Annotated in this window: 21 protein-coding genes; 11 read left to right on the forward strand and 10 right to left on the reverse strand. The window is 56.5% G+C overall.

The window, feature by feature from the left end:
• Positions 1–536: 536 nt before the first annotated feature.
• From BLV81_RS00285 to BLV81_RS00325, 9 genes are all read left to right on the forward strand, one after another.
• Complete coding sequence (locus BLV81_RS00285; protein WP_304441226.1) at positions 537–998, forward strand: type IV pilin protein; 462 nt, start codon at positions 537–539, stop codon at positions 996–998.
• Complete coding sequence (locus BLV81_RS00290; RefSeq protein ID WP_176992682.1) at positions 989–1573, forward strand: GspH/FimT family pseudopilin; 585 nt, start codon at positions 989–991, stop codon at positions 1571–1573. The genes BLV81_RS00285 and BLV81_RS00290 overlap by 10 nt, the downstream gene beginning before the upstream one ends.
• Positions 1574–2053 carry a prepilin-type N-terminal cleavage/methylation domain-containing protein gene (locus BLV81_RS00295; protein WP_092351265.1) on the forward strand — a complete coding sequence of 160 codons (480 nt, stop codon included), beginning with the start codon at positions 1574–1576 and terminating at the stop codon, positions 2051–2053. It abuts the gene before it with no gap.
• Entirely contained in the window at positions 2050–3228 is a 1179-nt protein-coding gene (locus BLV81_RS00300) for a PilW family protein (protein WP_092351267.1), read from the forward strand. The genes BLV81_RS00295 and BLV81_RS00300 overlap by 4 nt, the downstream gene beginning before the upstream one ends.
• A gap of 129 nt (positions 3229–3357) precedes the next feature.
• The gene (locus BLV81_RS00305; protein ID WP_092351269.1) at positions 3358–3888 is read left to right on the forward strand and encodes a hypothetical protein; all 531 of its coding nucleotides are present in this window, start codon (positions 3358–3360) and stop codon (positions 3886–3888) included.
• Positions 3889–3947: 59 nt separating this feature from the next.
• Complete coding sequence (locus tag BLV81_RS00310) at positions 3948–7829, forward strand: pilus assembly protein (protein ID WP_092351271.1); 3882 nt, start codon at positions 3948–3950, stop codon at positions 7827–7829.
• Between the two features lie 56 nt (positions 7830–7885).
• Positions 7886–8449: a hypothetical protein gene (locus BLV81_RS00315; protein WP_092351272.1), complete on the forward strand. Its 564-nt coding sequence runs from the start codon at positions 7886–7888 to the stop codon at positions 8447–8449.
• A 16-nt stretch (positions 8450–8465) separates the two neighbouring features.
• The gene (locus tag BLV81_RS00320) at positions 8466–8828 is read left to right on the forward strand and encodes a hypothetical protein (RefSeq protein WP_143036240.1); all 363 of its coding nucleotides are present in this window, start codon (positions 8466–8468) and stop codon (positions 8826–8828) included.
• Positions 8829–9047: 219 nt separating this feature from the next.
• Entirely contained in the window at positions 9048–9959 is a 912-nt protein-coding gene (locus BLV81_RS00325) for an amino acid ABC transporter substrate-binding protein (RefSeq protein ID WP_092351276.1), read from the forward strand.
• A 156-nt stretch (positions 9960–10115) separates the two neighbouring features.
• Here BLV81_RS00325 and BLV81_RS00330 read toward each other — a convergent pair whose 3' ends face one another.
• From BLV81_RS00330 to BLV81_RS00345, 4 genes are all read right to left on the reverse strand, one after another.
• Positions 10116–10475 carry a hypothetical protein gene (locus BLV81_RS00330; RefSeq protein ID WP_092351278.1) on the reverse strand — a complete coding sequence of 120 codons (360 nt, stop codon included), beginning with the start codon at positions 10473–10475 and terminating at the stop codon, positions 10116–10118.
• A 101-nt stretch (positions 10476–10576) separates the two neighbouring features.
• The gene (locus BLV81_RS00335) at positions 10577–10969 is read right to left on the reverse strand and encodes a roadblock/LC7 domain-containing protein (protein ID WP_176992683.1); all 393 of its coding nucleotides are present in this window, start codon (positions 10967–10969) and stop codon (positions 10577–10579) included.
• A 27-nt stretch (positions 10970–10996) separates the two neighbouring features.
• On the reverse strand, positions 10997–11566 hold the full coding sequence (locus tag BLV81_RS00340) for a GTP-binding protein (protein WP_092351282.1): 570 nt from the start codon (positions 11564–11566) through the stop codon (positions 10997–10999).
• Entirely contained in the window at positions 11521–12315 is a 795-nt protein-coding gene (locus BLV81_RS00345; protein ID WP_143036241.1) for a hypothetical protein, read from the reverse strand. The genes BLV81_RS00340 and BLV81_RS00345 overlap by 46 nt, the downstream gene beginning before the upstream one ends.
• Before the next feature lie 729 nt (positions 12316–13044).
• Here BLV81_RS00345 and BLV81_RS00350 point away from each other — a divergent pair.
• On the forward strand, positions 13045–13401 hold the full coding sequence (locus BLV81_RS00350; protein WP_092351286.1) for a hypothetical protein: 357 nt from the start codon (positions 13045–13047) through the stop codon (positions 13399–13401).
• A gap of 26 nt (positions 13402–13427) precedes the next feature.
• Here the strand turns inward: BLV81_RS00350 and BLV81_RS00355 are convergent, their stop codons facing one another.
• The 5 genes from BLV81_RS00355 to BLV81_RS00385 form a co-directional block, all read right to left on the reverse strand.
• On the reverse strand, positions 13428–16703 hold the full coding sequence (locus BLV81_RS00355) for an autotransporter family protein (protein ID WP_092351288.1): 3276 nt from the start codon (positions 16701–16703) through the stop codon (positions 13428–13430).
• Between the two features lie 155 nt (positions 16704–16858).
• Complete coding sequence (locus BLV81_RS00360; RefSeq protein ID WP_092351290.1) at positions 16859–18994, reverse strand: autotransporter-associated beta strand repeat-containing protein; 2136 nt, start codon at positions 18992–18994, stop codon at positions 16859–16861.
• Between the two features lie 799 nt (positions 18995–19793).
• Positions 19794–20669 carry a DUF6920 family protein gene (locus BLV81_RS00370; protein WP_092351733.1) on the reverse strand — a complete coding sequence of 292 codons (876 nt, stop codon included), beginning with the start codon at positions 20667–20669 and terminating at the stop codon, positions 19794–19796.
• 30 nt (positions 20670–20699) lie between these two features.
• Positions 20700–21671 (reverse strand): Acg family FMN-binding oxidoreductase, encoded by a 972-nt coding sequence (locus BLV81_RS00375; RefSeq protein WP_255364834.1) that lies wholly within the window; start codon positions 21669–21671, stop codon positions 20700–20702.
• Positions 21672–22247: 576 nt separating this feature from the next.
• Positions 22248–22862, reverse strand: a complete 615-nt coding sequence (locus BLV81_RS00385) for a TetR/AcrR family transcriptional regulator (protein WP_092351298.1) — start codon at positions 22860–22862, stop codon at positions 22248–22250.
• Between the two features lie 133 nt (positions 22863–22995).
• Between BLV81_RS00385 and BLV81_RS00390 the strand changes: the two genes are divergently transcribed.
• Positions 22996–23460, forward strand: a complete 465-nt coding sequence (locus tag BLV81_RS00390; RefSeq protein ID WP_092351300.1) for a nuclear transport factor 2 family protein — start codon at positions 22996–22998, stop codon at positions 23458–23460.
• Positions 23461–23576: 116 nt separating this feature from the next.
• Here the strand turns inward: BLV81_RS00390 and BLV81_RS00395 are convergent, their stop codons facing one another.
• Positions 23577–24359, reverse strand: coding sequence for an IclR family transcriptional regulator domain-containing protein (locus tag BLV81_RS00395; protein WP_092351735.1), 783 nt, complete (start codon positions 24357–24359; stop codon positions 23577–23579).

Consider the following 24359-nt stretch of genomic DNA (forward strand, 5'->3'; position numbering starts at 1 on the left):
GGGCTCATTTCGCATAGAAGTCATTCAGATAGCTTTTTACGGCAGAGTCTGGTGTGTCGCAGGTGTTCAGCAATCTCTCGTTGAGCACTTGAAATAACCGATCGCTATCGATTGTAGTGCGGGCATATCCATTTTTGCTATACATGATTTGATGCGACCGGTCCCTTCAACGGTTGCCGCCTTGATCCCGGCCGGCGGATGAACGGGCGATCACGGGACGATGCTCGATTTCCATAGGGATGCGGGGCGATGACAGTTTCGGGTGCGGTCACAAATGCAGGCATTGACTTACATTGACGGTAGAAGTCCCTACGATAAATTCAAGAAATTCCGACAGTGTTTTTGTCGTTTTTAACTCCAAGTCTGTCCGTTAGGAATGTCCCTACATCAAGATCAGGATGTGCCGATATTTCCTCGGCGAAAGAGTTGTTATTCTGGATTTTGTTTCGCAAAGCGGCTAGATTTTTTTTGCTGCGCGATTGAATTCCCCGCTTGCAGATGCATGGAGAGCCGTGCTAGCCGGTTCGCAAGAGCGCTTGTTTTTAAAAATCACATCTGAAGAGAAAGTCGACATGGTCACGGCAAGTAAAGGTTTTACGCTGATCGAACTGATGGTCACAGTCGCCATCATTGCAATCCTGTCTGCCATCGCCTATCCAAGTTATACCGATTATGTGCTGCGCGGCTATCTGGTGGATGCCACCAATGGCATGGCTTCTGCGCAGGCGCAACTGGAGCAGTTCTATCAGGACAACCGGAAGTACACCGGTGGCCCATGTGCAGGCAACACCACAAATTTTGGATTTACCTGCCCCGCCAACGCTGCCGGCACCGAATATACAATCACGGCCACTGGCCAAGGACCTGCTGCTGGATTTATATATACGTACACTTACACGGTTGCTGGCGGACTGGTGAAAGCCACCACGCAGGCGGGGCGATGGGGTGGTGCGTGCGACAAAGCCTGGATCGTCAAAAAAGGCCAGTCATGCGCGTGATGCAGGCCTCCCCGGAAGAACGAGGGTTTAGCCTGGTCGAGCTGATGATCACGATTGCCTTGGCAGCAATTCTGATGGCGGTCGCCATACCTTCGTTCTCCAGCTGGATCCGGAACACCAAGATCAGGTCCACCGCCGAGGCGCTGCAAAACGGCATCCGGCTGGCAAAAACCGAGGCGGTGCGGCGCAGCCGGCTGGTCGATTTCCGGCTGACCGCAGTAAAGCCGGAAAAGGATGCGGCAAGATCCAGGAGCGGTACCAACTGGTACGTTCAGCAAAATGCTGCGCTGCTGGCATCCGATTCAAGCGACGCGGATTACAACCTTTTTGTCCAGGGATCTTCACTGTCAGGCGCAAATGCCAATGTTACCGTGGCAGGCAGTGTGGACACAGTGACATTTGATAGTCTGGGACGTGTAGTGTCTATTTCAGGTAATAGCCCTCCCTACACCTTTGACATCAATACTGCCGATGCCGGTTATCGCAAGCTCAGAGTTGTTGTCACAGCTAGCGGCCAGATTCGCATGTGCGATCCCCAAATTACGTTATCCAGCACAACTCCGACAGGTTGCTAAATGATGAGCCAATCCCCGAAACAACAAGGCGGCTTCATGCTGATCGAGGTCCTGGTTGCGATTCTGATTTTTTCGTTCGGCATCCTGGGCCTGGTTGGTCTGCAAGCCGCAAGCACCGCTAACTCCATCAGCGCCGAAGACCGCAGCCAGGCAGCGCTGCTTACCGATAATCTGGTTGCCATTCTTTGGAGTAAAAGCAAATTGGTGAATGGCAGTTGCGATCTGCTATGTGCGGCCGATGGCGGCAATGCGAAAGACTACGCAAACTGGCAGAGCAAGGTAAAGACAGCGTTCCAGGGCGGGGCAGGGGTAGCCACGCTCGATGCCAGTAATCCCGCTTTGGTCACGGTCAGCATTACCTGGACTGCCGCTGTCAAAACCGCCGTCAAAACCGCTGCCGATACGGGCGGCAGCAGCAATAAAAAAACCGCTTCCGCAGCGGCCAGTCACAGCTATAACACTGAGGTAGTGGTGCAATGAAAAAATCATTCAAATGCACCGTAGCGCCGTTATATCCGCGATTTCAGCGCGGCCTGAGTCTGATCGAGCTGATGGTGGCGATGGTTATCGGCCTGGTGGTATCGCTGGCGATTTTCAGCGTGATGTCGGTCAGCGAGGCCCGCAAAAGAAATACCACCGGCGCCAACGACATGAACCAGAACGGCGCTTTTGCACTGTATCAGCTGGACCAGGCAATCAGGAGTGCTGGCACCGGGTTTTCCCAACGGTACGCCCTGACCTTCGGTTGTGCGATCAACGCCAACAATAGCGGCAAGGCGGTGATCCCGCCGGCCTCGCTGCCAAGTCCGTTTTCCAGCCTGACGGCAAATATCGGCGGCGCCTTCCGTATGGCGCCGGTGATTATCTCGCAAGATCCAAACGGCAAGCTTTCCGATACTCTGATCGTGATGGCGGGTTCCGCCGGCTACGGTGAAATGCCGATCGAGTCGACCAGCGTCCCCACTGCCAGCCCGAGTGCGCTACACCTGTTGAATACGCTGTCTTTTTCTGCAGGGCAGCAATTGCTGGTGGCCGAGCGTCCTGGCGACAGCAGCGGATCGCTATCCGCATGTCTGCTTGAATCGGTAGATAACACGTATTCGGGTTCCGCGAGTAGCGGTGTTTTGCCGCTGGGCGGGAAATTTTATACCGCCGGCACAGACAAGGCTCTGGCCAGCTATTCTTCCAGCTCGGTCGCTCTCAATCTTGGTTTCAATCCATCGTTCCAGCTTTATGGCGTGGGATCGAATAATGCCTTGGTCGCCTTCGATCTCTTGAATGGAACTGCGGCCGGTGCCGACCTGATTGCCGACGGCGTGGTCGAGATGCACGCGATCTACGGTGTCGACAACGCCAACAACGGCACTATCGCCTGGACCGCGCCAACGGGTACCTATGCTGCCAGCGCGCTGCTGGACGGCAGTGTCGATGCCGGCAAGCGGATTGCCGCCATCAAGGCAATCCGCATCGGCTTGATCACCCGTTCCGCGGTTGAGGATAAGAACGTGGTTTTATCAACAGCGACCTTGCCGGCCATGTTCGACGGCACGGCATTTTCCTATGCCAAGACCTTAAGCGAGGGGGAACAGAAATTCCGATATCGCGTGCTGGACGCCACGATTCCCTTGCGCAATGCGCTTGTAGTGAGCGACTGACGAAGACATGCCATGATCCCATCTCCCTATTTTCCATCCGCTCAATTAGAGTCCGGCGATTTGCTTCAAGCACCCACAATCAGTCTGGCATCAAACCGATGCATAAGGCAGCGCGGATCCGTATTGATCATGGCTCTGATTTCCCTGCTGATACTGATGCTGGCCAGCGTAGCGCTGATCAGTTCGACCGACACTTCTTTGCTGACCGCTGGCAACCTGGCCTTTAAGCGCGATCTGGCGAACCAGTCTGAACGCGCCGTAGCGCAGATCCGGAGCAAGTTTGTCAGCGGCGCGCTAGTGCCGGAGACGGCTCTGTACAACGACCACCTGGACCAGAATTACTGGGCTCACGCCTTGCCGTCGACTTCGAAAAAATTGCCCGGTATCCCGGATGTATTGATAGCATCGGCAAAAAAAGACGACATCAACGACGCCGCCGCAGGCATCAGGTTGCGTTACGTGATTGACCGGATGTGCATAGCGGGTACGACGGTGCCCGACAAATCGGCTTGCACCATGGGTTCGTTTGTCGATGACAAAGGGGGGGGCGTCGACTCCAAAAAGGTGAGTGTGGATCTGGGGCCCGTCTATCGGCTCACGATCATGGCGCTCGGCCCGCGCAATACCCAGACATTTACCCAGACTACGTTCACTCACTAAAGTGCAGACGGCTGGCGGGCGCATTCTTACCCATTCGGCATAAACAGGAGCATCAGTACATGAATCGAATCCCGAAAGTGAAACAGGCGTCGCATTGGCTGAACGGCTTGCTGCTAGCAGCGTTGATGCTGGGCAGCGTAGGCGCGCCGAGTGCGGCGCAAGCGCAAACCGCGCTTAACGACACGCCGATGTTCAGCAACATCATCGTACCCTCCAATGTGCTGCTCGCCTTGTCGGTTGAATGGCCTACCGCGACCAGCCGCGCGCATACAGACCCGTATGCATCGAGCTCAACGTTTATCGGCTATTTTGATCCTGGCAAATGCTACGACTACGACAATAACAACGGCTATTTTGCGCCAAGCCAGGCCGCCAATAACCACGTCTGTTCCGGCCAATGGAGCGGCAATTTCCTGAATTGGGCGACTACGGCAACCATTGACCCCTTCCGCTGGGCGTTGACCGGCGGCTATCGGGTAATAGACACCAAGACTGCCACGGTATTGCAAAAAAGCTTTGCGCCGGCAAATCAAGGGGGGGCGAGCAAATTTCCGGTTCAGTCCATTACCAATGATTCTGCGACGATCAGCGGCGCTACGCCGTTTAGCGGCAAGAACTGGAATAATATTTATGTGCGTGTGTATAACTTGGGGACTTCGATGCGGGTGTCGAACACGAATGACCGCACCAATATTCGCGCAAGTGCAGATACGACTTTCCCTGTTTTCGTTACCAAGGTGCCCAAGTCGAAAGAAAAGGACCCCGCGGCGTCGAGCACGACTGACGGCGGTACCTACGATATACCGGTAATGGTCAAGGTCTGCGATCCGAAGGCGGTGTCGCTGGAAGCCAACTGCACCAAATACGGCAGCGATATATACAAACCTACTGGCCTGATTCAAAACTATGCCGACAAATTGCGGTTCGCGGCGTTCTCATATCTCAACGATCCGAACCCGCTGCGTGATGGCGGCGTATTGCGCGCCAGGATGAAAGCGGTCGGCCCCAAGACGCTGGTGCCGGGCTCGACCAGTATCGACAACCTGCAAAAGGAGTGGGATCCCGATACCGGTATCTTTGCAGATAATCCCGATAACGCCGACGCCGCAGCCACCGGAAACGTCACCGGCAGCACCATAAGCAACAGCGGCGTCATCAATTACTTGAATAAATTCGGCCTTGCCGGCCACAGCTACAAGTCCTCGGATCCGGTTAGCGAATTGTATTACGCGGCGATCCGCTATCTCAGGCATGTAGGAAACGTTCCTGAATACACCGGCGGTCTGACTGATGCGATGGCTGACGGCTTTCCGGTAATTAGCAACTGGGACGATCCGGTCCAGTATGCGTGCCAGAAGAATTTCATTATCGGTATCGGCGACGAAAATACCCACGCCGATTCAAATCTTCCTGGAAGCGCCTTTAAGTGGGACGCTCAGTCCAGCCAAGACGCAACTAAAAAGAGTCCAAGTCAGGAACCGACCATGCCAGCGAGTGTCGCATCGGACCTGCCGGCGTCGAAGCAGGATAAGTGGCCATTCAATGTCACGGACGCAACCAATCAAGTTGGAACTCTGGATGGGATAGCTAATCTTGGAACGACTTACCTGGCGTTGTGCGGCGGTTGCCAGCAGAGTACTTTTTTTATTGCCGGCCTGGCCTATGCGGCCCACACCAGCGATTTGCGGCCTAACGATTTTACTAAATCTGCACGCGATGCGAATGGCAATCAAGTAACCTCTAAATTGTTCAAGACTACCGCTACCACCTACTGGCTGGATGTGATGGAAGGTGGGACAGAGAGTGCAAAAAATCAATACTGGCTGGCCGCCAAATACGGTGGCTTCACGGTTGCTGATGGTTATAGCACCTATGGAAATACCAGCCCGTTGGCGCAATCGAGCTGGAACAAAACCGGCGACACGGATCGGAACGGCGATTTGCGGCCGGATAATTATTACGACGCAGGCAAGGCTGACCTGATGGTGTCGTCCCTGAGCGATGCATTTAAAAGCATCAGTTCGGCATCGCAGTTTTCTTCGTCGCTGGCGGTGGCGTCTCCCAACAACATCACCGATGGCACGATCAGCTACAGTACACAATATTTCGCGGCTGACTGGTCGGGCGACCTGGTTGCCAGTACGTTGCAGTTCGATGCGACCAGCGGTCAAATAGCCTCGAAAACATCCGTATGGGATGCGCGTGCGCTGCTGGAGGGGCAAGCGGCTGTCACCGGCAGCGGCAAAAAGCAGGTCGCAGGCTGGGACACACAACGCTTCATCGCCACCAGCGACGGCGGCCAAGGCGTGCCGTTCCGCGCCACCAATATTGGCGACGCAGGCAATGCCGCCGCCCTGGCCGTGGCAGGCGCGAGCGCCGACGAAGTCGTCAATTTCCTGCGCGGCGACCGCAGCAAGGAAGGCAAGCCATTCCGTCAACGCGCTTTTCTGCTAGGCGATATTGTTACGTCCAAGGCTTATCCGGTGGCCGCGCCGGCGGCGACCTATGCGGATTCCAGCAATCCAGGCTATAGCAGTTTCGTCAATTCCCACAAAACGCGCGGCACGGTGGTGTACGTTGGTGCCAATGACGGCATGCTGCATGCTTTCGACGGCGGCTTGACCGGCGGTAAAGAGCTGTTCGCCTACGTGCCTAGTTTCTTGTACCAGGGGCCATCCGCCACTCCTGCAGTGAACGGCCTGGCTGCGCTGACCAGCGCCAATTACATCCATCATTTTTATGTCGATGCGACGCCGGTGGTGACCGATGTCGATTTTGGCAACGCCGGCAGCGTCAAGACTTCTGCCGATTGGCGTTCCTTGCTGGTGGGCGGCCTGGGCAAGGGCGGCAAGGGCTACTATGCGCTTGACGTCACCGATCCCGGCACGCTGAACAATGAAACCAATCTCGCCAAAGCTGTCCTGTGGGAGTTTAGCGACTCCACCATGGGTTATAGCTACGGTCCTGCGAATGTGGTGAAAACCGCCAGGTATGGCTGGGTGGTAATCCTGACTTCAGGTTACAACAATGCCGACGGCAAAGGCTATTTTTATATCGTCAATCCCAGCAACGGCAAATTGCTGGAACCACCGATTTCGACCGGCGCCGGCACTGCAAGCGCACCGGCCGGCCTGGCTCAGGCGACCGCCTATGTCGGCGACTATACCGATTACACCGCCGACGCCGTGTATGCAAGTGATCTGCTGGGCAATGTATGGCGCCTGGACTTAACCAAAACCACCGGTGCCGGTTACGATGCACCGACGCAAATCGCTTTGCTGACGGATTCCTCCAGCGCCGCTACGGTACAGCCTGTCACCACCCGGCCGCTGATCGAGGTTGACAAGAATTCACTGAAACGTTACGTGCTGATCGGCACCGGCAAGTTGCTGGCGGATAGCGATATCAAGAGTAGCCAGCAGCAAACTTTTTACGCCATCAACGATGGCACCGGCAGCCGCTTCGATACCAGCGCGACCTTGCCGGCCGCTGTCGGCAAATATCCGATTACCCGCGCCAACCTGAATAACGATACGGATGTGGCAAACGGCATTGGAGCAACTCCCCAAAAGCCCTCCGGCTGGTATATCGATCTGGGGTTGAACGCTAACAATATTGCGCAGCGCGTGACATCCCAAGCAGCTGCAAACGGCGGCATAGTGGCGTTTGCCGCCAATCTGCCGGATGGCGATGTCTGCACTCCCTCGGGCAGCAATGATGTTTATGCCGTCAGCTACGGTACCGGAAAGTCACAGTTTTCCGATCTGCCATTCGTGACTACGGCGGGACTGAACAATGGTATCTATTTTGGAAATGTGAATGGAAAGGTCCCGGTGGTGACTAGCAATACTGACGGCACGGGTGATCTGCATAAGACAACTTCTCCCTTGAATAATCCATTTAATCGCTTGAACTGGCGGCAGATTCCAGTTGTGAATTGATGGCATGTGCAGTGGTTTATCGAGGCCGCAAGGGACTGCGACAGGTCCGTTGCGGCATGAAGCTGCGTCATTGGCTTGGTGCTGCGGCATCCTTTGCGATCCATCTGTCGGTATTGATGCTGTGCTGGCATCGGACGAGTGTTGCCGGATTGCCGGCGGCGCCATCTGATCGCGATATGAGCAAGCGCATGGAAGTGGTCCTTATTTCTGCCACGCCTTCCACCGCAGAACGCGCGCAGTCAATTGCGGGGAGAGCTGTCTTTGAAACACCGTCGACAGTACCGCCGCCTGCGCCATCGCTGCCGATATTCTACGGGCCGCAAGAAGTCGACAAGAACGCTTCGCCATACAGTGCGCCAGATCCGGACTTGTTGGCAGGGGTTGTTGCTTCGGGATTGCCGATCCGCTTGCGCCTGTATATCGACGCCAATGGCGTGGTGACCAGTATCGAGAAATTGCAAGCTCTTGCGGATGATCAGGAAGCATTTGAACGGATAGAGCGGATGTTGCGTGGCACCGCTTTCATGCCGGCCAGGTTAGCGGGAGCCGATGTCAATTCATATCAAGACCTGGAATTTCATATCGGCCCGGAACTGAATAAAACGGCTGTAGCGGAATAGGATGCAAGGAAGAAGCATGGTTGCAATAGATGATGTTGCGTGCCAGGGATATACGAATGAAGTACAAGAGAATCGACAGGAAATAAAAATGGAAACTTCCAGGACTAACGATATGTGGCAATTCATACAGTCGCAAAACAGTCATCTGAGAATGACGGATTTGAAGGTGGCAAGTCTCTTGGGGGCTTTGACAGGGATAACGCTGGCAATTCTCATCATGATCCGCTGGCATAGGGACGGATGGAGCGCGGATCTGTATCTGATGAGCGCGATGTGTATCGTCGGAATAAGTGCATTTTTTGTCTATGGCAGCCTGGTCCTGGCGAGAAGCAAGGAAGATTCTCCACAGAGCACAGAAAGGCGCCGCGATCCCGCATAGGCGGGCGGTGGAAGCTGTCTGGAAAAGATTTTTTTGCCGGGCGGAATTTCAGGCTTACGAACTATGCCCGTTCCTAAGTTTTGTATTCCTACACCAAAATCAGGATCTCCTGATATTTCCCTGTCCAGACTCTCATTATGCTGAGTTCGGCACGATGGCTGCCACATGCGGGCATTTGGAATGCGCCGCATTTATTTCCTCATATGACAAGGTGGCTCAATGCACACTGGTGTTTTTTTTCGGCCGGGATATTCCATTCTTGCCTCGCTGCTGCTGGGCTCATCGCTGTTCTCTCCGCCGGCAATTGCCGGCGCCACGCTGGCGAAAATCCGTGACACCCAAACCATCACGCTTGCCTATCGGGAAACCACTGCGCCATTCTCGTATCTGGATGCGGATAAGAAACCTATCGGCTTCACGCTCGATCTCTGTTCGAAAATCGTTGACGGCGTACGACGGGAATTGAAGCTGCCGCAATTGAAAGTGAATTATCTGGCAGTGACGCCTTCGACTCGCATAGCCGCGGTCACCAGCGGCAAGGCCGACCTGGAATGCGGCACCACCACCAACAATGCCGAACGGCGCAAGCAGGTGGCGTTTACGGTGCCGCATTTTTTTGCGGGAGTGCGGATGGCGGTGCGGGCAGATTCCGGGATCAGGAATTGGGCCGACTTGCGCGGAAAACGAGTCGTGACAACCAAGGGCACCACCACCGTCAAGCTGCTAAACGATAGAAATAAAGTAAGAGCGCTGGCCTTGAACCTGGTTGATGGCGCGGATCACGCCGAATCGTTCAGCATGCTTGAAAAAGGGCAGGCCGACGCTTTCGTGATGGACGACGTTATCCTGTTCGGGTTGCGCGCGAATATGAGAAATCCTGCTGATTTCGTGATCGTCGGGGATGCAATGTCGGTGGAACCCTATGCCATCATGTTAAGCAAAGATGATGCGGAATTCAAAACGCTGGTCGACCGCGAGATGGCGAACATGGAGAACGATGGGGATTTCCGCAAGATCTACAACAGATGGTTCATGAGTCCGGTTCCGCCGAAAGGGAAGAGCATGGATATGCCGATGGGATATCTGTTACGGGATTCGATTATCTTCCCGACCGATAAGGTAGGGGATTGAGCACCGCCGCAACCTTCGCCGCACGCGGAAATTCACCGAAGACACATTGAGAAATAAGGCAGCCATCGGCATCGATGGCTGCCTGCTGCGCTTAAGCCCGGATTTTTTTTACGAAAAACAGGCGCGAAGAGATGCAGCTCGGACATGCAGCAGTGCTTACATCACCAGCGCTTGCTCTGCGTCCAGTACCTTGCGGCGGGCCAGCGCCAGGTTGGATTTGCTCTTGTCCAGAACCGCATAGATGAACAGGCCTTCATGTTTTTCTATCGGGCGCAAGATGTGATACTGCTTGCCGAGAGTAATCAGGATATCTTCGATGCTGTCTTTCAAGCCGAGACTTTTCATGGTTTTTGTCTTGGCGCGCACTACCTCGGTATTGCCGGCCGCAGCCAGTTCCAGATCGATGCCGGAGCCGCCGGAACCCAGGATCATCCCGCTATTGCTATCGACGATGGCTGCCGTCAATGCGCCATCGATGCCCAATAATGTGTCAATGATAACATTCATGTTACTCATATTTTCCCCCTGCTTATATAGATAGTGGCGTTGAATGGAACAGAAACATCACCGTCGGCCGACCAGCGCCGGTGATGCATAGAGCGGATTTGGAGATGGCTTTATTTATTGAGGTCTAACTGCTGGATGAAATTGCTGACAATCTTGTCGACCGTCCAAAGCGTGTGTCCCAGGATAGCGTCCCGATTGACAACGATGCACAGCAAATAAGGATATTGCATGCCGACTGGCCGGAAGATGATTTTCCCCTCCGGGGCTTCGAGCAGCAGGCGATCGCATCCGTGAAAATCCACTTCCTTGCCTACCGATCGCGCAATCGCCACCAGGGAGCTGGTCATTGCCGACAGGCGAACCGCGCTGAATTTCCGCCCCGGGTCGTGGATGGCGATTTCCTGGCCATCCAGGGTGGTCATGACTACCGTGGAGATGCCGTTTTGGGTCGTGCCGATTTGATTGAATACGTGATGGGCGGCGCTTGTTGCAGAAGCTAGCATGGCTTTCATGTCTCTTGATAGTTGAATTTATGTTGTTACCAGCAGTGAAGAAAATATGTCCAATGCATCAAGCATTTGCGATTTTTCCCGTACGTCCGCTGTGATCGCCGGCACCGGCATGCCCAGCATTTTTGTCAGCGCCGATGAAAACCGGTCGGTCGCCTCGGCACTGATCGGACGCGCCAGCAACAGCATGCATGGCATGGTTTCTGCGACCGACAAGACGGTGCGGATATATTGCGCTGCTATCTGAACCGAGTCCGGCTGGTTGGCGTCGACCATCACGATGACGCCGATAGACATGGAGAGCAGCCAACCGCGTACGAAATCGAAGCGATCCTGTCCGGGGCTGCCGTAAATATGCAGCTGCTCGCCGCCATCCAGTTCCACCACGCCGAAATCGGCGCCGACAGTGGTGTTTTTTTTGGCGGAAGATGAGGGATCCATGTTAGGGACGTCGCAATCCACCATGAGATCCCCGCACAGAGAGCGGATGGCGGTGGTTTTGCCGATCCCCATCGGCCCTAGCAGAACAATCCGGAGTATGCACACTATGGGGTTCTCTCCAACTCTTGTGACCGAGCCCGGCCCAGCCACTGATTGATTTTCTTGACGAATAATCCGACGCCGCCTTCCCTTTGCTCCAGCGATATCTGCTGCGAGGATTGGCGGGCGAGTTGGTGCGTGATGAGTTCATGAGCGCTGAGCGCCATATCTCCTTCAACAAGCACGCTCTTCTTTTTCAATTCATCAAGAAACAGATACGCATCGCGTTCAGTCAAGCCGCCATATGTCAACAGCCAGCGCCAGTTGACGGTCTGTTTTGTCATTACCGCAAGAATTTTTTTAAACCGGACCGTAGAGAAATCATGTTCGAGACTGATCCATTTCGAGATGCGATAGTTTTTTTGCGAGAATGGATCAGCATCCATGTCCGGGCTGTCGCCAATGGTTTTCATGTCTAGCAATCGCAAGGCAGCCCGATCCAGTGCGTTAACCAAATCCGAAAGGCTGAAATTGAGCGGCAGAGTCATGTCTCCTTTACGGCCTGGATAGGAGGCGGATTCGGAAATCCAGATACACACGCAGTTAGCCGGAAGCGCCTCGCGCGCATTGAAAATCTGCATGTCCAGAAGCGCCACCGAGGCACGCTTGAGATCGGAGGGGATCCATTTGAATACCGTTTTTCCATCCGCAAGCTGCATCAGGAGGTCATAGCGCAAGAATTCTTTCTCAGCGAGATATCTGAGCGATATAGGGGCAATTTTACGCATCGCGTACGCCGATTCGAGTGCTGCTGATGGAGGCGAAGGCGGCGGTGAGGCGGCGGAATTGCGCGCTTGCATTTTCTAATTGCCAATTCAGCATGGATTCTTCCTTCAAAGACGCGGTAATTCAGTCGACATTTGCTTGCCAGGCGAGCGGCGTCTGCAAGGCATGTGTATGCAAAGTATTTTTTCGTTCCCTGGGCGTGCGACAAGATTAAGCAATGCGACGAATAGGGGGTATCAGGGAATCTTTATATTTCCGTAGGCTCAGCGTTGCCGATTGTAAGGAAATCCCTAGTTCCTCTATGAAAACTTGAGCGCCGCAATGTTTTCAAGCAGCGAATTTTGTTGTTGCCGATCCAATTTATATCGGCTGACCAGCGGAATAATTTGCGATTCTGAAGGAAATTCTTACATGGATTTCAGGAAGACCTGATTGGAATTTTCTTTGACACTATTCACTATCAGGCATAGGACTTGGCAGATCAGGAAGGTAGCCGTTGATGAATCGAGCTCTTCGAAAAATTGCTCCGCCAGCAATCGATGCGAGTACGTCAGCGGCAAGCGCTGTCTCCGGCAGGAGATTCTGTACGAATCACCAGGGAGAAGTAGCGGCGGGCGAGGGCAGTCACGTTTTGCGCAGGAATTCAAAACGCTGGATCTGTTTTCGATGCCAGGAAATCATCCGGCGCCGCAGCTAATCGATATTTTTGAATATTTTCGATGATTGCCGAACCTTGAATACATCGAATTATCTGTATGACCTTTTGCGGCTATTCACGTTTTTCAGATCGACAGGGGAACAACATGCTACAAAATATTTCAGACGACGATGCTCTGTTGCTGGCGCAAATACTGCGTTCTTTTAATCTGGACGAAACAACCAGCGCTGCGCGATTCATAGAAAGCCTGACGTTCGACGCCATTTTTCTTGAGGAGTGGGAGAGCGTCTGCGGCAGCCAGCCTCAGCTGCGGTTTTACGGCAGGCTTGCCGACGCCATTCTGGATGGACTGGCGAACCATAGCGATGTGGACAATTCTGTGCGTGAAAAAGCCACTCAGTTGCTTGCCGAAATCGAGGCGCATTATGAATGGCTCAGTAACTATATGAATACAAGCAGAGCCGTCGATGCAAGACCCAGGATGGAATTTCTGCCATATTGACGCAGATCATGGCATTGCAGCGGCGCTTACCAGCTCCAGCGCGTGCCCGTATTCGCCATCAGCGTGCGCTGTTGTGTTCCGCCGAGGTTGCCGGTGTAGCTTACGGCAACGAACGCACTGGTCGATTTGCCGATCTTTGCGGCCAAGCCAAAGTTTAGCTGGCCCGCTGTCTGATTCGCGCTGGTGGAAATGGCTGTCGCACCGTCAAAATTGCTAGTATCGTGAGCGCCGCAGCTCCGCAGTATGTTGACCCGCAGATACGGCAGCCAGGCCGTTGCCGCTGTCTCAAACCGGCCTTGCAAGCGCATGCCGAGCCGAGCCAGGAAGGCGCTGCCGTGGTTGAAGCTCACAGCAGACACGCCGTCGTGTAAATCGTTGAACCGCAGATTTTGCCAGATCACTTGCGCCTGAGGTTCGATGCTTGCGCTGGCGCCAAGCGGCATTGGCAGGCCGCCCTCGATCGATCCGATGAGCGCGCTGCCATGCGTTGTGGCGCCGACGCCATCACGCGAACGCGGATCTGCCGACAATGAACTTCCCATCAGGACTGTATCCGTGTACCAGCCGCCGGGGCCGACCTGAGTCCAGTAAGCGCCCAGGCTGTAGGCGTCGACCGACAGCTGGCCGACATCGCGATTTTGCATGGCCATCGCAAAGCCGTTGACATTCCCGGCGGCGTGCGCAAAGCCGGCAAACAGACCGTAATGGTTGCGTTGCCCGCCAGCGCTGGTGTCGGCATAGATGTCGTGGCCGGCCTGCATTCCCGTCATTGATCCATCGAACTGGGGCGAAACAGTACCGTCCTGACCTTGCCTGGTGCTGCTACCCCAGACACGCCCCCATGCGGCCGGCAATGCGCCGTTCTCGGTCAGCAGCGATTGCTCTCCCTGGCGGTCGTGGAAGTTGTCGAGCTGCTGGAGGTTGAGCTGCCGGGCGACACTGGCAATTTCTGCATAAATCGGCACTTCGGGGCGATACAGCGGGATTGCGCCGGAGCCTGTCGTGGGCTGGGTGACTGCGGGTGTAGTCAATGGCGTGGCGGGGGCGGTGCTTGCAGGTGCGACCAAGGTCGTGCTTGGAGGCGTAGTTGCAGGCGTAGCGGGCATTTGCGGCAAGGTGTTGCGCAGATACCAGTTTTCGGATGTGCCGCTGGTCACGCCGCCTTTGGCAAGATAGTAAGAATATGCGCCAGCCTTGAGCGGGCCGGCCAGCGTGAATGCACCTGCGGCCGTCGTCGCCCCATTTACGGCCTGCACCACTTCAATGCCGTCAGCGACGATGGCGGCCCCGGGGCCGCCGATATTCGCGATGCGCAAACTTGACGTTCCGCTGGCGGCGCCGCCGTTAATCACCAGCCGGTCCGACGCCGCGCCGTCGCCTGCCAGGTAAGTGTTGAGGGCGATGCTGCCGTTGCGGCCGACATAGTTACCGACGACATTGAGCCGGTTGCCAATGCCTTGGCCGCCGATTTGCACCAGGCCGGCGTTCACCAATGCACCGTTGATCGTAAAGGCGCCGTTGCCCGAACTGGCAAACGGGGGCAAGGCGTTGGCCACCGCGACGGTGCCGCTGTTGGTCACTGCCCCTGTGATGCTGCCATAACCGCCGAGCACGGCGCCTGACGAGACGGTCGTACTGCCGCCGGACAATGCTGCATTGGCGTGAGAGGCGTCGCCCACTGCCAGTATTCCGGCGGCGGCGATGGTGCCGCCGGTATATGAATTGTCAGCATTCAGCATCGTCATGCCGGTGCCTGCCTGCGTGACAGAGCCGCTACCGGAAATCACGCCGGCGAAAGTCACGTTGTCTGAACGCATGAAGACAAGCGCACCATTGTTTGCGACATCGCCCACGATGCTGCCAGTCGTGCCATCGTTACCCAGCTGCAGCGTGCCGGCCGAAATCGTCGTGCCGCCGGTATAAGTATTGCTTCCTGCAAGCGTCAGGCTTCCTGTTCCCGCCTTGTTGAAACCGCCGGAACCAGCTATGCCTTGCGTCAGCGTCGATGCAAATCCTTGCGTGTCGATCGTGCCGCCCGCTGCATTGAGCGATACCGAGCGGGAATTGGCGAGATTGAAGCCTTGCAAAAGCTGCAGCGTACCGCCGTTGAATGTCAGGCCACCGGTATTTGCACCCAGTGCGTTGTCGGCGCCGGCAGCGACAATCCCGCCAGTGAGCGTGGTGCCGCCGGAATAGGTATTGCCGCCGGCGGCTGCCGGCGCCAGCGCCAGCGTGCCGCCCAGGGTCTTTTCGAGCGCACCGGCGCCGGAAATGAGACCGGTATAGGTCCCGTTGTCGGGCTGCGCAAAACGCACCAGGCCATTATCCGCAACGGCGAGCGGCAGGTTTTGCGCGCGTGCTTCAAGCGTGCCGGCCGCATCGACGGTCACTTTTCCGGTATATGCGCTGTTGTTAGCGGTCAAAGCCAGCGTGCCTTGCTGAACTTCGGCGGTCCTGATCCCGGTGATGGGGGTGGTCAGCGTCCAGGTTCCCGAATCGTTTTTGATGAGTGATGAGAAATTGGTGATATTGCCGGGCAGGGAGGCGCTCCCGGTGCCGCTCAGGAAGAGGGCATTGTTGCCGCCGCCGCCATCGAATTTGCCCGTGATGACCGATCCTGTATAGAGTCGCAATGTGTCGTCGCCGCCGGAGAAAACAAGGTTGCCGGCGATTCGCCCCTTGTTGCTAAAGTCCACCGCGCCGTTGCCGGATGCACCGATCACATTGCCCGGCGCCTGGATGACGCCGGTTTCATTGTTGATAACCGTGTTCAGCCCGCTCGCGTTTTGAAACCAGATGGCAACAGCGTGATCCGCCTTGATCGTGCCATTGTTGACGATAAGATTGCCACTGCCTTGCGGATTGACTGCTTCGGCACTGACCGCGGTGCCGGTCGCCAGGACCTGGCCTCCTTGAGCGACAGTCAGGGTGCCGTTATTGCGAAACTCGATCGTATTGGCGCCGGCCTTATATAGTCCAGGATTGCGGACCCCGTTGGCGCTTACCGTGCCGCCGTTCTGGACCGTTATGTTTGCGTTGTCGCGCAAGCTGATTGCGTTTGCGTCACCGACCGCGATCCGGCTGCCCGTGCCGACTGTGACCGTCCGGCCATCCTCGGCCGCCAGATTGCCTCTGCCAACCGGCGTGGTCCAGGGATTCGCCGCGCTGGCGTCGCAGATTGTCGATTGCCCAGAGGTGACGCAGGCCGCATAAGCAGTCCCGGGTTTCACACTCAGCGCGGGTATCAGCAAAAGGGAAGATGCGGCGGAAAGCGCAAAACGATAGCGGACGGGATGGGACATTTTGTTTTAACTTATGAAATCGGCGTGCGCCAAGAGTAGTCAGCAAAAAGGAGGTGCGGCATCAGGAAGCCATGATTTTTATACGGAATTGCGGCATTTAATCGTAGGGATTTCCCTACGATGCGGGCTGCGCCAGCCGCAGCCCGCATTTTTCTTCATTGCACCGTCACGTAGTAGCTCGTAGCATCCTGCCCGCCTACCAAAGTAACGCCGTTGCCGCTGATGCTGGAGAAGCCGCCGCTGACGCCGCCCGCGGCCTGCACCACCACGTAGCGGCTCCCTTGCGCCGGCGTCGCAGCGAAATTGAGCGTCAAGCTGCCGGACAGAAACGCCTGTCCGCCGGCCTTGAGCTGATCGCTGACGCTGCCGATCGACAATGTGAGATTGCCGCTCGCAGTCTGCGTGTAGTTGCCGCTGACGGTGATCGCATGCTGGCTGCCGGCGGTCGCCAGTGTTGCGCCGTTGCTGACGCTGCCACTGCCTAGTGCGGTGGCGCTGGCTACGTTCAGTGTGCCGCCGCTGATCGTGGTGCCGCCGCTGTAGCTGTTGGCGCCCGCCAGGGTGGTGCTGGCGGCGCCGGCCTGCTTGACCGCACCGCTGCCGCTGATGTTCGACAAGGTGATGGCGGTCGATGTGTTGGCGATAATCAGCGTGCCGTTGTCGACGATGGCGTTGCTCAGGCTGCCGTTGGCCGATTCGGCGGTCAGCAGGCTGCTGTCCCCGGTGTAGGTCGCCAGCGTGGTCTTGCGCGTGATAGCGCCATTCGGTTCGGCTGCTGTCGGCGCACCCACGGTCGCCAGCACCGCACTGACCGGCGCACCGTTGCCGATCTGCAGCGTGGCGCCGGCGCCGATGGTGGTAATGCCGTTGTAGTTCTGCGGCATGGTCAGTATCGCGTAGTTGCCCGCGGTGGCGGCGATGGTCAGATTGCCGGTTCCGGTCGAGCCGTCGGCGTGCGGGCCGCCGCCTCCTCCTGTAATACTCACGTTGCAGCTGTACCTGCCGTTGTAATCGAACACCAGGGTCGAGCCTCTGTGCAAATTGATATAGGCATTTTTTACAGAGGAATCGGGCGCAGCGGGCGATGGCGCCGAAGGCAGGAAGAACTGATTATTTGTGCCGTCGCCCCATTGGGTCGTGCCGCCCTCGATGTTGATGCCGCGGAAACTGGAATTATGACCTCCGGTAGGGCTGCCTGAGACATTCTGCACCAGCATGGTGTTCAAGCTGGGATCGCTCAAGGACGGCTTGAGCTGGTCGCCGCTGTTGCTGTAGCTGTAGACGCCGGAAAAAATCACCAGGCCGGAGTTGGTGTTGATATCGTCGCCGTAATGGCTTTCCCAGATGGTTTTAGGATACTTCAGCTGGTGGGCCGCGGTATCGCCGAACAAGCCCTCCGGGGCCGCCGTGATGAACGACTCGTTGCTGAAAATGGTCGCATTCGGCATCGAGAAGATGACATGGTCGACGCCGAAATAACCGCCATAGAGCTGCGAGTACACGCCGCTGAACGGATTGTCGCCGACGAAGCGGACAGTACCGCCGGTGGAGCCGATGGGGGGGCGCCGGATGACGCCGCTACCGCTCAGGATACCCATGTTCAGTGCCGGACCGGATTCCAGGACCAGGGTGCCGTCGATCTGGAAATTGTCGAGATTGATCGTGGTGCCGGCAGTGTTTGGAATATAGCTGCCGATGCTGCCCCCGGTCGATGAAGGCGTGCCCAGTTGCAATGTGGCGCCGGCATTGACGATCACTGCCGGCGGATTGGGATTGTGGATGACCCAATAATGCACGTGGTTGGGATCGAAGGGGCTCTTGGTTTGCGTGGCGGTTTCGGTTTGCTGCGAGGCCGGCAGCGTGAAATTGCTGTCAGCGGTGAGCACCAGGGTGCCTGCGCCGCCGGGGGCGCGCACCGTGAGCGTGCCGGTGCCGGAGATGACGCCGCTGTATGTGGTTGTTCCGGCGGGGATGTTGACGACAGAATCGCCATTGAGAACGATGTTCTGGTCGGCCAGGATCGACGCGCTGATGTCGATCAGCGCTACCGTTGTCACCGGCGTAGTGGTCGAACCGGTGGTGCTGGTGTCGCTTGTGTTAGTGGCAGTGCTGCCGCTCGAAGTGCTTGAATTGCTGTCGGTCGCGGTGCTGGTCGTGGTGGCCTGTGTCGCCGGATTGGCGGTATTCGCTGTGTTGCCGCTGCTGTCGCTGCTGTCGCCGCCTCCGCAAGCGCTCAGCGTCGAGATCAAGGCAGCAGCGATCAGCGGCGGAATATGGATTTTAATTTTCATGACTTATGAGTGGGATGAAATTGACATCTCGGTCTGAGCACGGATCGTGCCTGACAAAAATGGGCAGGTTGCCACGGTGAGAAGAGAGGGAAGGGCAATTGAAATCCATAATTTCGGCACATCAATTCAGGAATTTTCCGTCTTAGGCAATCATCGTCATGTCGACATATTTCGAGCCGCTATGGCTGCTGCCTGAAAGATTGACATCGAAGCCGCCGCCGACATGCTTTATTGGAGCGCCTCATATTAATGCTGGCAATGTTGCCTTTTGACATAGGAAGAGTAATCAATATTGTTCAAATTCCCGATAAGGAAATCTTGATTTTTGTGTAGGGAAAGCGGAAGAGGGGCCATCAGAAGTTAATTGGATGCAATCTAACCTTGCGCCGCTAATCCGAGTTACTGCTCGCAAATTGAGGGCGTCCATATATGAACCCCTCGGGCTGGACCAAGGCCAAGCGGCGGCGCGGTGCTTGCCACGCCACGAAGCAGACGGAAGCGCAAGGATGCAACCTGCGAACAAAGTCCAGGCGACTGTATGTGCAACCTTGATCGCCTTGAGAGCGGCAGAGCGCGCCGCAGTGAGCGTTTACAATTGTGTAGCGATAACGCCTGGCGATTCTTTCCCGGATGGGCTAGGGCCTGTTAACATTCAATTTGGGAGTGCGAACGCGCGGCAGGCGTTGCGTGCCTAGGCGCAGCGACGCGACGTAGCGGTGCTACGGCAAGGAGCGGATGGCCGCCCCGTTCAACAACGGCATGCGACGCCTGCCGCGCGTTCGCACTCCCAAATTGAATGTTAACAGGCCCTAGAACTTGGGAACTCATACGCTATTGAGGTGATTGTCCCGCGCCAGTAAGGCTTGCGCCCATCAGGGCGCAGCCATGACGCCTCAGCAGTAAGCGCTACCATCATGCCGTCGCGTTCCTGGTAGTTCGACATGCGCCCCTCCCAAGGTGTGGGAACGACGATATTGTCCACCAGAGCGGCTCGCGCTTCGACGCGTACCGATTCAATCAGGCCGGCTTCGTTGAAGCTCACCAGCATCGTCGCACCGACTTTCCCATCCACCAGGGTGGCGCTCGCAGAATGTTCATCGACCGCCTCCCAATGCACCCCCTGGCTTGGAAGCAAGGCAGTAGGATACCAGGCGGATTCAGCGAGGAATCGCACGAATTCGCCTTGGGCGAGATCGCGGGCGTCGATGTGGCCAGCCAGCGAGAATAGTCCAAGAATGGCGGGATTCAGAATGCCTTCGCCGTCCACATAGGCGTCGTGAACGTAGACGGCGATGCCCGGCGCCATCGCAACGCGGGCATTCCAGACGAAGCCGGGCCTGCGAGTGACCACCCGCTGTTTTGAGGTGAAGGGTTTCCATTGCTCGCCGGCCGGATTCAGGTTGAAGGTACCGACATGTTCAACCGTCGCGGCGGCAATGATCGGCTGGCCATCCTTCAGTACGGAACGGAAGTAGCGCTTGACCGGTGCCGGCAGACCTTCGAGTTCGTCCGCGTCGTACTGCGACGTTGTCGCCGGCAGGCGGTTGCCCTCAAGCCGGAACAATAGCGCACGCGTCGAGTCAGCCCAGCGTGCCGCGCCGTACGCGGCAAGGCCGGCCGCGATGGCGGTGATGGAGCCCACGGCAAGTCCCGCCCAGAATAATATCCAGTTCACGGTGGTTTCCATCTTCGATAATTGGCGGGATCAGACCAGCACGGACTGAACCGGCCGCCGCATGGACCAGGGCAGTGCCGGCCCGCGACCAAATCGCACCACCAGATCCGGTCGCAGATGGCCCAGGCCAAGTGCCGCGGCGAACTGAGGTCGGATCGACCCGACTTCGACCGCTTGATTCAGGAATGCGTTGCGGATCCCCAGCGAAGTAGCTTGCAAAGCGAAGCGCTCATAGCAGCGTCCGGTTTCCACCCAATGCGCCTTGTCGTTGGCGTCAGAGACGAACACTGCAATGCCGGCCGAGTTGCGGATTTGCCGCGCGTAGCGTTCATTTTCAGACTTTGGCGTGAAGAACAGGCGCATCATTCGGCTACCCAGCCAACGCGGCATCGCTGGATTGCCCGACGAGCCGGAGAAGAGGCCGTCGCCGGTTCGGACGGCCTCATCATTGCTGAAACGAATCCAGGCCTTCAGTTCTTCGACGAACGCCGGATCATTCATTTGTGCAGTGTTTCCGGAGACCACATATTCCAGAACCTTCTCCATGGCCGAACGCTCTGTAAGCAGCAGCACGGCTACGCCATTGCCGCGGGCTGCTTGTTCGAGCAGGCGGAGTTCTTCCATGGAAAGCGGTTTGCCATCGTAGTCACCACGGGTGCATTGCCGTTCGGTAATTGCCTGGAACAAAGGCGACGCTAGCGCTTTTGTCGCATCGAGACTGATTGAAACCGTGCCCATGCCGCTTGCATTGAATTTGGCGTTAGCCTTGAGACCATAGGCGAGTGCCGCGTGCATAAGGTTCTCTGTTGCACAACCCAGCGAAACAAACATGTGATGGTCATCCGGATCGACAACCGGACAGCGCCGCGCAAGGTCGGGCTCGATCGTGATGAGATTGCCCTGTGCGCGAAATTTCCAGCACTGGGTGTTGTGGCTCGACGGGGCCAGCGTCGCATAGCGCACCAGTTCGTGCAGCAGCACAGAGCGGTCGCCGGTGTTCATTAAGCCAGGACGCCGGAGGCTGCGAGCGGCCTCCTCATGGCCGGCCCCGGACGAACAAGCAATGAGCGTGGAAGAGGTTGTCGCCAACGCGGTCGCGCCCAAAATAAAATGTCTGCGTATCAAAATGGGGTGCCCCCAAGGGGATGACGGGTATGCTGGTTTTATACACGATAAGCAATCCCGGTTTCAACGTCCGTTGCGCACCCAACAGACGTTGAAACCGGATTTGCACGCACAGTATCTCACCTATAAAGGTCAGCGAGTCAATGTCCGGAGATACCCTGTCGATCCATATCAACGGATGCTCTACGTTCAAGCTATGGCGCTGGTGGAAATAAGGTTTTCGGCAGTGGCAAGAGCCTGACGGCGATGTTGGGGCGCAAAGACTTGGGGAGCCGCCGTATCCGCTCTATGACGGAGGGCGACAGACGGTCCAATATTGAGTGCAGAATCGCCCTCGCAACTCATGCTGCATATAAAGCCATGTTTAGCCATTGGGGCTTGGCAACGGTAAATGGCGGGTCAATGGCGTATAGACATCGGGCTGACCGTTTAGTGAAGGACGCAGAATTTGGTTTAACTGTCTGGTGAAAAGGCGCTGATCGCCCGATCTACAATCGCGTTGGCCTGGGCCTTGAATTTATCGGGTTCCGCGCTTTTCTCAAGTAGCAGGGACGCTTCGCAAATCATCGCGCCAATCATGCGAGCGGCTAGATAGACATTTTCCACATCAAATTTACCGGCTCTGTGCAGTTCGCGCAAACCGGCAATCAGCATGCCATAGGGATAGGCCTCACCTATTTCCCGGCAGAGCGCGCTGCCCAGCACGGCCGGCGCTTCTTGTATCACTAAGCGGCGATAGGACGGCTCCGAACATATTTCCAAGAAGGCGGCTGCACCTGCACGCAACTGTCCACGCGTATCCTTTTCCATGCGAGCGCTTTCCTGCAATCTGGCGGCAGCCTGTTGCTGCAACAACCTCACTATGGCTTCGAACAAGGCTCGCTTGTCTTCGAAGTGATGATAGAACGCTCCCCTGGTCACCCGCGCAGCGCGCGCAACGACCTCAATCCCAGTCTGCTGATAACCCTTGTCAGTAAATATTTCAATGGCAGTATCCAGCAGGGCCGCGTGCGTCGCACCTGCATATTCTTCGCGGCGGCTTTTCTGGGGGATAGGAGAAATAGGCATCGAATTATTATAGTCCCAAATACCTCTTGTACTTTTACATTCTTGAAGTATATTGCATACACAGTGTATGTGAAATCAACTTTACCTGAATTTTCACATTTACTGTCATTTCTATTAACTACGAAAGCAAACCATGAGTACTTCAGTCCCAGCCTTAGCAGCAAACAAATATATCGCCCCCAACGCCAGCCAACTGGCGCAGGCGCAAAAAGTGGTCGCCCGCTTTGCCGAGAAGTGGGACAAGCCAGATGCCGACGGCCTGCGTGAGTTGATGCATTCCGACACGCAAAACCTCATACCGCCAATGACCCAACCGGCCGACCGCGAAGGCGTGGTCGAGCATTTCCGGCAGATTTTCAAGCAATTGCCGGACTTGCGCCTGGACGTTGATCGTTGGGCGCCTACTGGCGATATCGTCATGGTGGAGTGGACTGCGACAGCCACCGTCGCCGGCAAGCTGCTGAGTTGGAGCGGCATAGACCGTTTCCGCATCCGCGGCGACCGCATGGATCAGGGTATGGTTTATTGGGATACACGTCGACTGGCCGAAATGATGGCAGCTGCGGCGCAGGCTGCGAACCCTGAGAAGAGCCGGTGAGCCGCTGTTAAGGCGGACGTCGCAGACAGACTCACAGTTTTAATCCGCATATTAAAACAGGAGCGATGTCTGCAAAGGTGAAGCCCAGCCGATTCCAGTGGAAATCGGTCCCCGATTCAAACCCACATCATCAAGGTATTGGCGGTAGACTGCAGTACCGGCAGGCAGCGCGCGGTCGCTTCGGCTTTTGAACAACTGGAGATCATCATCGAGACGCTTAAAGCGCCGATCAAGGCGCCGCGGCGGCTCTTGATCGGCACGGAGATGCCGCGCAGCCCGATTTCATACTGGTTTTCGGTGACGCCGAAACCATCTTCGCGGATGGCGATCAGCTCCCGGAACAACTGTTCCTTGTCGGTCACGGTCAGGTGGGTGTAGGCGACCAGGTCGATCCGGTCCAGATAGGCACGCAGCTCGGCGTCCGGCAAGGCCGACAGCAGTACCCGGCCGGCGGTCGAAGTGTAGGCCGGCAGACGCGTGCCGGGTTCGAAGCCGGTGGTCAGCAGCCGCGGCGCATTGACGCGGCTGACATAGACCACATCGTCGCCTTCCAGCACGGAATAATTGGTCGATTCCTGCAGTTGCAAGGTCAGCCGCTGCAGGAAGGGGACTATCGCGCGCGGCAGCCGCGCCGAATCCAGATAGGAACGTCCCAGGTTGAGCACCTTGGGCGTGAGCCAGAAACTGCGGCCGTCGGTTGCCGCCAGGCCGATATGCACCAGCGTCAATAAATAACGGCGCGCTGCGCTACGGCTGAGCGCTACTTTTTCCGCCAGCTCGCTCGCCGTCAGGCGCACCGTGTCGTCGTTGAAGGCAGTGATCACATCGATGCCCTTGATCAAGCCGTCGATCAGATCGCGCTTGGCGACTTCGACTTCCAGTAATTCAGGTTTTTTCAC

It is taken from the genome of Collimonas sp. OK242, from assembly GCF_900107095.1.
In the GTDB taxonomy this organism is placed as follows: domain Bacteria; phylum Pseudomonadota; class Gammaproteobacteria; order Burkholderiales; family Burkholderiaceae_D; genus Collimonas.